Below are 12,903 nucleotides of genomic sequence, written 5' to 3' on the forward strand. Positions count from 1 at the left end.
GGGCGGCCCCAGTGTTAACAATGAGGGGCCGCCCGTTTATTGAGTCACCTATAAGAGGTTGTCTGGCTACTCAGGGAGCGCGTAGCCAATTACGTAGTCACCCATTTTGGTACCAAAGGTGCCGTGGCCACCCGCCGTGACGACCACGTACTGGCGGCCGTCTTCACCGGTGTAGGTCATCGGGGTCGCTTGGCCACCGGCCGGTAGCCGAGCTTTAAACAGCTCTTCGCCGGTGGTGATATCGTAGCCGCGCAGGTACTGGTCCAGCGTGCCGCTCAGGAACGAAACGCCGCCACCGGTGGTCAGCGGGCCGCCCAGTGCTGGCACACCTACCTCAAAGCCAATCGGCAAATCGAAGGGCATGCTGTCACGAGTGGTGCCGTTGCGGTGCTTCCAGACAACGTCGCTTTCCTGCAGGTCGATACCCGCCACATCACCCCATGAGGGCGCTTGGCAGGGCAAGCCGAGCACTGAGAGCAGTGGGCCAAGTTTCACCGCGTAGGGCGCCCCTGCATTGACTTGCAGCCCCTGTTCGCTAGCCGAGCCCTGACCTTCCTCGACCTCTTCTCGGGGGACCAGCGTTGAGACAAAGGCCAGGTACTTGGCGCCGGTAAACAACGCTTGGCGCTCAGGGTCCACCGCGACGCCGCCCCAGTTCATCACGCCAACGTTACCCGGGTAGACGATGCTACCTTCGAGCGAGGGCGGTGTGTACTGGCCTTCATAGCGCAGCGAGCGGAACTGGATACGGCACATCATCTGGTCGAAGGGTGAGGCGCCCCACATATCATGCTCGGTGAGCGGTGGGGGGAGCAGGTTAAGCGCCGAGCGTGGCTGCGTTTCAGACGTCCAGTCTCCTTCAACGGCGCCCAACGGTGCCGGAATTTCCTCGATGGGCACAATCGGCTCGCCGGTTTCGCGGTTTAACACGTAAAGGCTGCCCTGCTTGGTCGGCTGAATGACCGCAGGCTGGGTGCCTTCCTCGGTGGCAAGATCAATCAGCACCGGCTGGGCGGGCGTGTCCATGTCCCAGAGATCATGGTGCACAAACTGGTACACCCATTCCACCTGGCCAGATTCCAGGTCGAGAGCCACCAGCCCTGCGCTGTACGTCTCGTCGTTGGCGCTGCGGTTGGCACCGTATTGGTCGGGCGTGGCGTTACCCATGGGCAGATAGACCATGCCCAGGTCTTCATCGACGCTGATAGGCGCCCAGACGTTGGGTGAGTTGCGCGTGTAGGTTTCACCGTCGTCAAGCGGCTGGGTGTTGTGGGGGTTGCCGCTGTCCCAGTTCCAGACAAGTTCGCCGGTGTGTACGTCAAAGGCACGAATCACGCCGGACGGTTCATCGGTAGAGCTGTTATCGGTGACGTGACCGCCGAGGATAATCAGGTCTTCAGTCACCGTGGCGGGCGAGGTGGAATAGTAGCCGCCGGGGTCAAAGTCGCCGATATTGCGTGTTAGGTCGACTTCACCCGCGTCGCCGAAGGCGTCGCAGCGTTCGCCGGTATCGGCGTCAAGAGCAATCAGGCGTGCATCGGCGGTGGGCAGATAGAGCCTGCGCGGGCACATGACGTCGGCAGCGCTAGGCATGCTGGGTGTGCTATTTTCTTCAGCGGTATTGCCAGCGCTCAAAAACAGCAGAAATGCCAGATCGATATCGAAGTTATCGCGGTCGTTAAATAGCTCGGGCGCGTTGCTGGTGTCAGCGTCGTTGTCGGTGTCGCTATCTGAATAGCTGGCGGCATCGTAATAGGCGAGGCCACGGCAGGTCATATGTGCCCAGCCGGAGAAATCATCCGCCCCCATGGTGCTGATCTCCGGGTCGAAGGACCAGTTGGTCTCGCCGGTTTCCGGGTCCAGCGACATCGCGCGACTGTGTGAAGTGCAAAGGTAAAGGCTGTCGTTTACCTTTAACGGCGTGTTCTGGTTGGTGATTTCCGGCGGTGCGTTAGGGCCGGCTTCGTCGCCGGTCTCGATACGCCAAACTTCTTCCAGTTCACCAATGTTATCCGGCGTAATCTGGTCAAGGCTGGAATAATGCGTGCCTGCGTTGGTGCCGCCGTAAGCGGGCCAGTCGTCACCGGCGATTTGGGCCGGGTTAACGGTTTCCTGGTGCTCGCCGCGCTGGGTGTCGATGGTGCCTTCGACGCTAGCCGGGTCATTTAACTGACTAGCCACTGCCACCCCAATCGCGACTAAGATACTTAGCGCCAATGCCAAACTGCCGCCACGCGAGTTAAGAGGTTTGCGCCACCATGGAAGTAGCAGCACAATGCCAATCAAGCACGGAATAGCCACCCTGGGGACAAGTTGCCACCAGTCTAAGCCGACTTCCCACAGGGCCCACCCCAAGGTGGCAAATAAAATCAGCGCGTAGAGCCATAAGGCAGCACCTTTGCGCAGTATCAGTAATACGCCGCTGGCAATGATGGCGACGCCTGCTATCAAGTAATAAGCGCTGCCCCCCAGACTAAGTAGCTGCCCGCCACCAATCGCCAAGGCCAGGCCTGCGATGACGAGTAATAAACCAAGTACTATGGCGGGCCATTTGGCCCGCTTGCGTTCTTCCATGAAGGATCTCCTTACTTAATTTTTGATCGTCGCCGACCTGCGGGCGCTTTATTACTAGCGTGACAAAACGCTTAACGTGCTAACTATTTTAAGAGTCAATGCACCGATGGTCTAATGATTTTAATACTTTTAAGTATAGTGACCTGGCGAGCAAATAGAAAAGCCGCGCTTGCAGGCCAAGCGCGGCTTAAAAGACACAACATAAGCGTTAAGAGTGGGGTCAATCCAGCTTGACCAGCATTTTGCCGGTATTGCCGCCATCAAACAGTGCCAGGAAGGCGTCGGGGGTGTTTTCAAGCCCTTCTTTGACGGTTTCTTTATAGTCGAGTTTACCTGCGACTACCTGGGGGGCCACTTCCTTGAGGAAATCCGGATAGTACTTCCAGTGGTCCGTCACGATAAAGCCCTGCATTTTTGCTTTGCGTACTACGAGTTGGGCAAGGTTGCTAGGGCCAGGCATTGGCGTTTTGGCGTTGTAGCTATCAATCATGCCGCAAACTGCAATGCGAGCGCCTTCGTTTAACTGGCTTAGGGCGGCTTCCAGGCAAGTACCGCCAACGTTTTCAAATACCACATCGATGCCTTTGGGGCTGGCCAGTTGAATGGCATCGCTAAGTTCTTGAGCATTTCGGTCGCGATAGCTCACCGGTTCTATGCCAAGCGATTCTAGCCAGGCCAGTTTATTGGCCGCGCCAGCAATGCCCACCACGTGGCAGCCTTTTGCTTTTGCCAATTGAACCGCCAGTGAACCGACGGCACCGCTCGCGGCACTGACTAAAACGTTATCGCCGGGCTGGCATTGAGCAATGCGATTAAGCCCCGTCCAGGCGGTCATGCCTGGCATTCCCAGTACGCCGAGATAGGCCTGTTCGGCAACCCCAAAATCGGGCAGTGCTTGAACGCTTTCAGAGGAAATCTGGGCAATATCACGCCAGCCGCCCATATGGCCAACCAAATCGCCTTCTTTTAGGCGTTCATCGCGGGAGGCAATCACTTCACCAACCGCGCCACCTTCCATGGGTTTACCCAATTCAAACGGTGCCACGTAGGTATGTAAGCCTGTCATCCGGCCACGCATATAAGGGTCTACCGAGAGCCAGCGGTTGCGTATGCGGACCTCTCCCGGGGCCAGCTCAGGCAGCGTTTGGGTTTCCAACTGAAAAAGCTCGCGTTCGGGGCGTCCTTCCGGGTAGCGGCTTAAAGTGAAAAAGCGAGATTGCATGTGGCCTCCTGCGACTGCATTGAGAATAACGTTCCGTGCTCAATAAAGACCGTTAGCGTGCTTGATAGTTCGTCGCAAATCGTGCCAAAGGAATTAGAAAAGCACAACGGGCGCTGAGCGCCCGTTGTCTGTAAAAAAGTAGCTTGAAAAAACCGGTAAAACTAATGGCGGATAAACAAGCATGCGTGCTTAATCAAGCCGCGTCACCATGACAGGGGCAACCCCACGGCTCAGCATGCCAAGCTCACGCGCCGCACTTTTGGATAGATCAATGATACGTCCTTGAACATAAGGGCCGCGGTCGTTGATCAGCACTTCGACTTCTTGGCCTGTATCAGGACGCTTTACAAGGACCTTGCTACCGAAAGGTAGGCTGGGGTGTGCGGCGGTAAGCGACTGCTGGTCAAAAGCGTCGCCGCTAGCGGTCGTCGCCCCTTGAAAACGGTCACTGTAGAAAGATGCAACGCCTTCTTGCGTATCTGCCGCTGAGTCGTGGGCCAGAGCGCTATTCACTGCCGTGGTGAATATGGCTATGGCGAAACAAAAAGCCATTGATGTTCGTTTGATAGCTCCCATAGGAGTACCTCAGTGTGTCGTGTCGCGGGTGTCGCATTCATCGATGAGGTGCCAAATTGGCTATATGATAGTAACGTCGTCTGCCATGTTGGGCAAGCTTTCAGACGATCGGTGCCGTTAGCTTCACGTTTGCCTAAATTGACCAGGAGATGCAGCGCCTTTTAATTCAGCGGCTTATCCGTATTGCTAACGACAGGGTCGTGAATAAAGAACACAAAGTCAGGTTAGACAAACCCCCATTCGAGGCCAGGTTGGGCTTATACTATCGGATTCAACCCAATGATTGTTTTGCCACTGGATCAAGGATGCGCTCATGGCTAAATCTTCTCCCATTAGTTATCTGTTAATTGCCCTCGGCGGCGGTGCAATTGGCTTTCTGGCCGCTCAGGCTATTACGCCCGGCGACTCGCCTGAGTCGGCACCCACATCAGAAAGCAGCGATGAGGGTGCTGAACCGACCGCACTGGAAGGCCTTGAGCGCGCTACTTTGGGGGAGCGCTTAAGAGGCGAAGTGACCTCTGAAAGCGAGCTTAACGGCAATGATGGCAGCCGCTTTGAGCGCTATATGATCACTCTCGATGAAGACGATCTAGTTGAGGTCTCGCTGGATGGCGCACTTCAGGGCGTGGTGGCACTTTATGATGACCAACTGCAACTGCTAAGTGCCAGCGAGACGTTGCGCCAGCGCATTGATCAAAGCGGTGATTATATGTTGGTGGTTAGTGGGGCAGACGCCCAAAGCTATGGCCCCTTCGCCCTGGAAAGCCGTCGTATTGAACTCAGCGATACGCACACCTTGACACTGGATTCGCCTCTGGATAGCTGGCTGCAAAGCGATGAACGCGAGTATACGTTCACGGTTGAAGAGGCGGGTATGTACGACATTGATATGCGCTCCGACGAGTTCGACGCCTACCTGGTGTTGGAGGGCCCAGATGGCTACTATCGCGAGGATGACGATAGCGCGGGCAACCTGGATGCACGGATTGCTGATTTTCTCGCCCCAGGCGAGTATCAATTAACCGCACGTTCTGCTTACGGTGAAGGCGAAGGTGTATTTACCCTAGCGCTGACACCCCGCGAGCTTTCTAGTGATATTGAACTGCGTAACGCGGGCGAGCTTACGCCCGATGAGCCACTCAATGGATGGTATAGCGGTGAAGAGTTAACCTACGAGCTCACCCTCGAAGAAACGTCTAATGTCACCCTGGAAATGCGCTCCACCGATTTTGATACCTACCTCGATGTCAACGGTAACGGCGTTTCATTAAGCGATGATGACAGCGCAGGTGGTACGGATGCGCGAATTGCTGAGCAACTATTGCCTGGCACCTACACGGTGACAGCGAGGGGCTTTAGCAATACCGCGAGTGGTCTGTTTGAACTCACCGCCCGCACCGAGCCAAGTGAAGGCGAGCCAGAGCTGTAATGATTGAAAAAGCCGCCTCTGCTCGGCGGCTTTGATCAAATACGTCCTGGTGTCGTGAGACTAACGGCTGGCTTTTAGGCAGCCGATGACAACCAGTGCGCCCGCGACGGGTAGCCGCCAATCCAGCGTGCTCATTCCGGCCACTACCAACAGCAGCGCTGCTAAAATGGGCACGCCGTAAGCGAGGCTGCCGACCAAGCTGGTATGTCCCCAGCGCAGCGCTTTATCCCACGCGACCATCGCGATCCCGTAAGGCCCCAGACCTAATGCCATGCCGGTCAACACCGCTTCGCTGCTGGGCAATGCAATGTGGCCTTCCAGTAACGCACTCGCAGCTGCGGCGATGACACAAGCAATCAGCAGCAAGCGTGGCAACAACGGCGTCAGCGGTACCGGAGCCACTTGGCTAAGCCATGAATAAAGCGCCCAGCAGCATGCCGCCAAGAGGGCGAGTGCATAACCGGTTAGCGCGGTATCTCCGCCGCCACCAGACGCCTGAGGTATCAACAGCAGGGCGGCACCGGAAAACGCGATCAATGCGCCCACCAATCCGCCAATCCGCAAACGACCAAACCGGCTCCACTGGCTGAGCAGAACAAACAGCACCGGCCAGGTATAGGTGATCAATGCCGCTTCAGCAGCGGGAGCCAGCCGCATGCCGATAAAATAGGTGCTGACGGCACCGATGATCAATAACGGAATACCCAGCCAGATACTTAGTTGCCAAACGCGGCCGCAGGTCGCGACATTCACCCGCCGACTCAATGGAAGCGTGGCTAACGCGCCCGCTAATAGTGTCAGCGCCGTGAGCTGTAACGGCGGCGTTGCGCGGGCGTAATCCGCCAGAAGGGGGGCGACGCTCCAAAGCATCACGGCTACCAACGCCGCGCCAACACTATAGCTACGTGGAAACACAACGAGTGGATTTACGGGATGCATAAACGATCTCCTGACTTGCCTTGAAGTGACCTGCACAGCATACTCATCCAAAACACATCACAATATCGATCTTTTTTGATCGTTTTAATCAAGGATCATGATGTATGCGAGCGCCTACGTTGGATCTGACGTTGCTACGCACGCTCGTGGCGATTGCCGACACCGGTAGCGTGACGGCTGCTGCTAAGCGCTTGGCCTACACTCAGTCAACCGTGAGCATGCAGCTACAGCGTTTAGAAACCCAGTTAGCGCTAACGCTGCACGAGCGTGAGGGGCGTCGGCTACGCTTTACACCGGACGGAGAGCGGTTGCTCAACCACGCGCGCCGGTTGTTGATTCTCAATGACGAAGCCTGGAGCGACATGCAGGCGCGGCAGGTGGGGGGTGAGCTGACGCTGGGTATACCCGAAGATTACGCATCGCTGCTGCCATCGGTATTTGCCTACTTTCACCAGCTATACCCTGGAGTGGGGTTGCAGGTTCGGTGTGGTACCAGCGGGGACTTGGTCGAGCGGGTAAAACGTGCCGAGCTGGACTTGGCGCTGGTGACCCGGCAGCGCAATTCGCCCGGAGGCGAGGTCATTCGACGAGAGCCTTTGATATGGGCGGTGGGTGTCAACCAGCAGCCATCGCTAACCGACCCGTTGCCATTAGCGCTCTACTCACCCGGCGCGGATGTGTTTCGTGAGATAGCCGAGGAGGCGTTGAAAAATGCCGGGCGAGACTGGCGCGTCGCCTACACCAGCCAATCCATGGCGGGGTTAGCGCCTATTGTCACAGCAGGGTTGGCCGTCGTGGTGGTCACACGGAGCATGCTGACGCCGCTGTTAAGGCCACTCGACGAGGCCAGCGGGTTGCCGTCCTTACCGATGATTGAGTTGGCGTTACATCGTGCACCGCATCGCCCATCGGAACCCGCTCGGCGGCTGGGCGAACTGATACGCGAACAGTTGGCAGCCCCAATAGATGCTTGGGTGCCATAAACGGTAAGCGTTGACGATAGAGGGCGGCTTTATCAGCGAAGCCGCTTAGAACTGGCTAAACTAAGCCCACATATGATTTTTTGAGCGGGTGCAGAGGAGTAAAGCATGCATGAGTTGGACCACTATATTTACCCGCACCGGGTGCTCCACTGGCTGGTGGCAGGTGCGGCGCTGCTCTCGCTGGCAAGCGGGTTGACGCTGGGCTTTCTGGGCTTTGAGCGAACAGTCTCGCTGATCGGGACGGGGCTCACCAATGTGCTGTATACCAGCCACAAAACCCTAGGAGTGACGATATTGCTGCTGATGACGCTGCGTATTATCACTCGGATTGCGTTCGTGGTACCCGACCACGATCCGCCCCTGAATGCTTTCGAGCGCATCGTTAGCACCAGCGTGCATCATTTGCTGTATGCGGCGCTGGTGGTGATGCCGCTGTTGGGCTGGGCGGCAACGGCCAGCGGTGGCTTCCCCGTGGAGTTCTTCCAGTGGCATTTGCCTGGCCTCATTGGCGAACATCCGGCGCTGTCGGAGCAACTCTTCGTCTGGCATGGCTGGCTTGGCTGGGCGATTGTCGTATTGATCACGCTGCATGTGCTGGGGGCGCTTTATCACTGGCGCATCAAGCGCGATAGCGTGATGACGCGCATGAGTCTATTTGATTAAGACTGAGCCGAACCATAGCGAATGCCGCTGTCGGTTCGGCGGGCTTTAACGTCGTACATTTGGCCGTCGGCTTCCCGCAGCAGGCTCTCTAAACTTTTGTTGTCGCCCTGGCAAACACTCATGCCAATACTCACGCCGACACTGACCAGCTCGCCACAGGGTAGTTTAATGGGCGCGCGAATTGCCGAATTTAAGCGATGGCGTATCTCATTGAGCGTATTATGATCGGCGATGCCTTCGAGCAGTATAATGAATTCATCGCCACCAAAGCGGGCACAATGGTCGTGGGCACGTGCCAAATGCTCAATACGCCTGGCCACTTGCTGCAGCACAAAATCCCCCGCTTCATGCCCATACTGGTCATTAATCGGCTTGAAAAGATCCAGGTCAAGCATAAACAGTGCCACCGGTTGCCCCGTGTGCTCGCTGCGTTTGAGCGCTTTTGCGGCACAGTCGGCCAAGCCTTTTCGATTCAGCAGTCCGGTTAACACGTCTCGCGTGGCAAGAAGCTCAAGCGCTTTCGTACGGTCGGCGACTTTCTGTTCCAGCACGGCTTCCTGGCGTTTGAGCGTCATCAGCATATCCGCCTGGGCACGTTCTTTTTGCCGTTTTAGCTTATTAAAGCGAGCAGCGAGAGCAAATGACAGCAGCAACATTTCTATGGCGGAACCAATTTGAATGCCGTGCAAGGTAATAAAATTTGCGGGCAAAATACCTAGGTTGCGCAGCGCGAACACGCAGGCCCCGACTAAAAACAGTGACCAGGCCAGGACAAATATCCGCGCGCTGGGCACACGTTGCGATATACAGTAAATCCCGCAGATCAGCATCAGTAGAGCGGCCATAAAACCGGTGACGTCCATCAGGCGCAGGGCAGGCTGAATAGGCAGCACCAGGGTTGCTAAGAGCGCGAGCGAGCAGTAGCCGCGAAAATAATTCAGTGCGCGGTGCCAGCGGGGAGTGAAGCCTTTAGTGTTAAGAAAGCTCTGAGCAAACAGCGTGCCCATGGTGGACGCAAACGTAAACCCAATAGCAACCAGCCGAGATGTGTTTTCGCTAAGTGCGCTCCAGAACATCAGCGTGCCAATACCGTTAAAGGTGAGAATAGCGACGGTAAAGCCCAACGCAAACAGTGAGTAATACAGAAATACGCGCTCTTTTAGGCCGAAGAATAACAGCAAATTGTAGAGGCCAAGAGCCAGCAACATGCCGAAATAGGTGGCCAACCAAAAATTATGCCGGTCGTTTTGTTGGAAGAACGTCTGCTCGGATAGCAGGTTGTAGTTCAGCATTTTGCTACCCGCCGCGTTCACCAGGGCATACAGCGTGACGGTTTCGCCAGGCGCCAAGTTTAATGGAAACACCGGTTGGCGATGGGCAAGTGCACGCTGCTCTCTGGGCACAGCGCTGCCGCTTATCATGCTTTCGCTAAAATGCTCGCGCAGAACATTCAGTGTGACACGATCCAAAAAGGGGTATTCAAACTCAACAATCCAATGTTGGGAATGCGCCGTTGGGTTCTCGATCTGGGTACGCAGCCATATGTCGTTGGGCGTGTAACCAAAATTCAAGTCACTTTTGTGAGTAGCTCTAGTAAACGGAGGGTCGCGCTCAAGCAACTCGTTAAGCGTAAGCGACTCATCGCTGTGCCAGAGCTGGGTGTGGCTGGTTAATGAATAGCGAGACTGATCGTGAGAGGTGGAAAGCGAGGCGAAAGCAGGCTGCCAGCAGGCGACCCAACCGACGAACAGCACAAATAAGCCCACACAAACCTTTAAAGGTAAAACCCGTGTATGCATAAGGGGTCGCTTTGGTTATGTTCTTCTGACCCCGTGCTGATGTCCCTTTAAGCTGCTACTGATGCCGGGGTATTTCTTTATTATCGCCAAACCTCTGTGTATGGCGTCATCACGATGCTGTTCATACAATGGCTTAAAAACAAAGGAAGCTTAAGATACTTTGGCATCAGCGACGTTTTAATGACATGGCTTGCGTCAACGATAATTCAGCCTTTCGCTGTTGGGATACCCATCCTCCAAGGCTAACGCAATTGTAGAAGGGTTTTGCGACGGCATGGGGAAAAATGGATGATCTAGCTCAAGGCGACACTCGAAAGCCGGTCGGTGAGCCGCTGCACCAAGGTGCCGCTATGCCGCCAATAATGCCAATAAAGCGGGACGCTCAGGGTTTGCCCAGGCGCAATGCTGACCAGTTGGCCGCTTTGCATCAGCGCATGGGTCTGTAACTGCGGCATCATGCCGTAGCCAATGCCCGCCGCTGCCAGGCGAAGAAAGCCCTCCGATGAGGGGCATAAGTGATAGGGGAAGCGGCCATGGTAGCCACACTGGGCAAGAAACTGGTGCTGCAGCTGGTCGTGTGGGCCATAGACAATGGCGGGTGCTTGAAGGAAAGCGTCTGCGCTGGGGCCATGGGGAAAGTGACGCGACACGTAGTCGGGCGAAGCAAGCGGGTGGTAATGCATGTCGCCCAATGCCAGGCAACGCGCGCCGGCGATGGGATGAGGTGTCGCGCACAGGCATGCGGCGACATCGCCATCGCGCAGGCGTTTGAGACCGACGTCCTGGTCTTCGATCACCAGGTCAAGCAACAGCCCTTCGGCCTGACAGATATCGGCGATGGCATCGGCCCACCAGGTCACGAGGCTATCGGCATTGATCGCAATCCGCAGGCGGGGTGCCGAGTCGTCCAGGGTGGGAAGCGAGCCGCGCAAGTCGCGTTCAAGGAGTTGAACTTGCTGGTAGTGCGTCAATAGCCGCTGTCCCGCCGGCGTGGGCGCCAAATGAGGATGGCGGATCAGCACGGGCTGCCCCAGACGGACTTCGAGGGCTTTGACCCGTTGCGACACGGCCGACTGCGACAGTCCCAGCACGTCACCAGCGCGTTCGAACCCCCCGCATTCCACCACGGTTGCCAGCGCTTTGAGTAATTTATAATCCAGCATGAGGGTGTTTCCAGGGTATGAAGCCGTGACGTTAAGCAAAAAGGCAAGATTAAACAAATAGGCGTCCGTGATCAGGCATTAAATAAGATTGAATGTCAAAAGTTAATGGATTACATTTCAGTTAAAGGTACGGCAGACCTCTTTGCATAAGTACCTTTTGCGGACCTTCCGTCACGTTATCGCCTAAAGGACACTGCCATGCCCGCCATTATGCTTCGTCGCCCCCTTGTCGGCATCGTTGCGCTTAGCGCCCTGATGCCTTTCGCCGTGAATGCCAGCGACTCGGTCAACGCCGATGCTGTCGTGCACCACTACGCCGATCTGGCCCATGCCAATTACGCCGATGCGCTCAACGCTGCCGAGGTGTTGAACGAGCGTATCGACGAATTGCTCGCCAACCCCAGCGCCGACACGCTGCAAGCCGCCAGGCAGGCCTGGCTGCAGGCGCGGGTGCCTTATCAGCAGAGCGAAGTATTCCGCTTTGGCAATGCCGTGGTCGACGACTGGGAAGGGCAGTTGAACGCCTGGCCTCTCGATGAGGGCATGATCGATTATGTGGAAGGTGATGACTACCAGCATGAGCTGGGTAACGAAGGCGCTACCGCCAATATCATCGCCAATGAGCAAATCACAGTTGGGGGCGAGAGCCTGGACGTCAGCGAGATCACCCCAGAACTCCTCGCCGACCTGAATGAAATTGGCGGCTCGGAAGCTAACGTCGCCAGCGGTTATCATGCCATCGAGTTCCTGCTCTGGGGGCAGGATCTGAACGGCTTCGAGGCGGGCAACGGCGAACGCCCGGCAAGTGACTTTCAGACCGGCGACGACTGCACCCATGGTCACTGCGACCGCCGCCGTACTTACCTGGATGCAGTATCCGATCTGTTAGTTGACGATCTTGAGTGGATGGTGGCCCAGTGGGAACCGGAAGCCGAAGGCAACTATCGCCAGGAACTGCTGGCGGAGAGCGACCAGGAAGGCCTGCGGCGCATGCTGTTTGGCATGGGGTCGCTGTCCCTGGGGGAACTGGCGGGTGAGCGCTTGAAGGTAGCGCTGGAAGCCAACTCATTCGAGGATGAGCACGACTGCTTCAGCGACAATACCCACAACTCCCATTACTACAACGGTCAGGGTATTCAGAACATCTTCACCGGCACCTACCAGCGCCTTGACGGCAGCGTGGTCGAGGGGCCTTCGCTGCAAGACCTATTGGCTCAGGAAGATAGTGAGCTTGCCGATACCCTTGCTCAGCAGCTCGACGCCACCATGGCGCGCCTGGATGCGATCAAGCAGGCGGCCGAGGCGGAAAGCTCGCCGATGGCGTTTGACATGATGATCGCGCCGGGCAATGAGCAGGGCAGCGAATTGATCAACGACGCGATACTCACCCTGGTGGCACAAACGGGCTCCATCGAGCAGGCCGCCGGCGAGCTGGGTGTGACGTCGCTGCAGCCGGATGACGCAGACCATCAATTTTAACGCAACCTATTGATGCCCACGAGCCGCCGGTTGTCTCGTCACCGTGCGGCTTTTGTGCTTCGTGTCACATGCCATC

Annotated in this window: 10 protein-coding genes; 4 read left to right on the plus strand and 6 right to left on the minus strand. The window is 56.5% G+C overall.

Annotated elements, in window-relative coordinates; translation table 11 throughout:
* Positions 1-66: 66 nt before the first annotated feature.
* From CPH17_RS17875 to CPH17_RS17885, 3 genes are all read right to left on the minus strand, one after another.
* Positions 67-2,574 carry a glucose/quinate/shikimate family membrane-bound PQQ-dependent dehydrogenase gene (locus CPH17_RS17875; protein ID WP_096300626.1) on the minus strand — a complete coding sequence of 836 codons (2,508 nt, stop codon included), beginning with the start codon at positions 2,572-2,574 and terminating at the stop codon, positions 67-69.
* Positions 2,575-2,794: 220 nt separating this feature from the next.
* Positions 2,795-3,796, minus strand: coding sequence for an NADP-dependent oxidoreductase (locus CPH17_RS17880; protein ID WP_096300628.1), 1,002 nt, complete (start codon positions 3,794-3,796; stop codon positions 2,795-2,797).
* 189 nt (positions 3,797-3,985) lie between these two features.
* A complete protein-coding gene (locus CPH17_RS17885; protein ID WP_231896512.1) occupies positions 3,986-4,348 on the minus strand; it encodes a septal ring lytic transglycosylase RlpA family protein in 363 nt (120 codons plus the stop codon).
* Between the two features lie 337 nt (positions 4,349-4,685).
* On the opposite strand from CPH17_RS17885, the gene CPH17_RS17890 reads away from it, so the two are divergent.
* Entirely contained in the window at positions 4,686-5,801 is a 1,116-nt protein-coding gene (locus CPH17_RS17890; RefSeq protein ID WP_096300630.1) for a hypothetical protein, read from the plus strand.
* Positions 5,802-5,861: 60 nt separating this feature from the next.
* Here CPH17_RS17890 and CPH17_RS17895 read toward each other — a convergent pair whose 3' ends face one another.
* Positions 5,862-6,740, minus strand: a complete 879-nt coding sequence (locus tag CPH17_RS17895) for a DMT family transporter (RefSeq protein WP_096300632.1) — start codon at positions 6,738-6,740, stop codon at positions 5,862-5,864.
* A gap of 104 nt (positions 6,741-6,844) precedes the next feature.
* Between CPH17_RS17895 and CPH17_RS17900 the strand changes: the two genes are divergently transcribed.
* Positions 6,845-7,723, plus strand: a complete 879-nt coding sequence (locus CPH17_RS17900; RefSeq protein ID WP_074395558.1) for a LysR substrate-binding domain-containing protein — start codon at positions 6,845-6,847, stop codon at positions 7,721-7,723.
* 105 nt (positions 7,724-7,828) lie between these two features.
* Positions 7,829-8,386 carry a cytochrome b gene (locus CPH17_RS17905; protein WP_096300634.1) on the plus strand — a complete coding sequence of 186 codons (558 nt, stop codon included), beginning with the start codon at positions 7,829-7,831 and terminating at the stop codon, positions 8,384-8,386.
* Here the strand turns inward: CPH17_RS17905 and CPH17_RS17910 are convergent.
* Both CPH17_RS17910 and CPH17_RS17915 read right to left on the minus strand, forming a co-directional pair.
* Positions 8,383-10,185: a diguanylate cyclase gene (locus CPH17_RS17910; protein WP_074395560.1), complete on the minus strand. Its 1,803-nt coding sequence runs from the start codon at positions 10,183-10,185 to the stop codon at positions 8,383-8,385. The two genes, CPH17_RS17905 and CPH17_RS17910, sit on opposite strands and share 4 nt — an antisense overlap.
* A 293-nt stretch (positions 10,186-10,478) precedes the next feature.
* Complete coding sequence (locus CPH17_RS17915) at positions 10,479-11,348, minus strand: LysR family transcriptional regulator ArgP (RefSeq protein WP_096300636.1); 870 nt, start codon at positions 11,346-11,348, stop codon at positions 10,479-10,481.
* Positions 11,349-11,546: 198 nt separating this feature from the next.
* Here CPH17_RS17915 and CPH17_RS17920 point away from each other — a divergent pair, with 198 nt between their 5' ends.
* Positions 11,547-12,827: an imelysin family protein gene (locus tag CPH17_RS17920; protein WP_096300638.1), complete on the plus strand. Its 1,281-nt coding sequence runs from the start codon at positions 11,547-11,549 to the stop codon at positions 12,825-12,827.
* The last annotated feature ends 76 nt before the right edge of the window (positions 12,828-12,903 follow it).

Origin of the sequence: Halomonas sp. hl-4, from assembly GCF_900215475.1 — a bacterium.
GTDB lineage: Bacteria > Pseudomonadota > Gammaproteobacteria > Pseudomonadales > Halomonadaceae > Vreelandella.

What these genes read in the sequence shown, in the direction of transcription:
- CPH17_RS17875 (WP_096300626.1), bottom strand. Translation starts at nt 2,574, where the DNA reads ATGGAAGAACGCAAGCGGGCCAAATGGCCCGCCATAGTACTTGGTTTA.
- CPH17_RS17880 (WP_096300628.1), bottom strand. Translation starts at nt 3,796, where the DNA reads ATGCAATCTCGCTTTTTCACTTTAAGCCGCTACCCGGAAGGACGCCCC.
- CPH17_RS17885 (WP_231896512.1), bottom strand. Translation starts at nt 4,348, where the DNA reads ATGGCTTTTTGTTTCGCCATAGCCATATTCACCACGGCAGTGAATAGC.
- CPH17_RS17890 (WP_096300630.1), top strand. Translation starts at nt 4,686, where the DNA reads ATGGCTAAATCTTCTCCCATTAGTTATCTGTTAATTGCCCTCGGCGGC.
- CPH17_RS17895 (WP_096300632.1), bottom strand. Translation starts at nt 6,740, where the DNA reads ATGCATCCCGTAAATCCACTCGTTGTGTTTCCACGTAGCTATAGTGTT.
- CPH17_RS17900 (WP_074395558.1), top strand. Translation starts at nt 6,845, where the DNA reads ATGCGAGCGCCTACGTTGGATCTGACGTTGCTACGCACGCTCGTGGCG.
- CPH17_RS17905 (WP_096300634.1), top strand. Translation starts at nt 7,829, where the DNA reads ATGCATGAGTTGGACCACTATATTTACCCGCACCGGGTGCTCCACTGG.
- CPH17_RS17910 (WP_074395560.1), bottom strand. Translation starts at nt 10,185, where the DNA reads ATGCATACACGGGTTTTACCTTTAAAGGTTTGTGTGGGCTTATTTGTG.
- CPH17_RS17915 (WP_096300636.1), bottom strand. Translation starts at nt 11,348, where the DNA reads ATGCTGGATTATAAATTACTCAAAGCGCTGGCAACCGTGGTGGAATGC.
- CPH17_RS17920 (WP_096300638.1), top strand. Translation starts at nt 11,547, where the DNA reads ATGCCCGCCATTATGCTTCGTCGCCCCCTTGTCGGCATCGTTGCGCTT.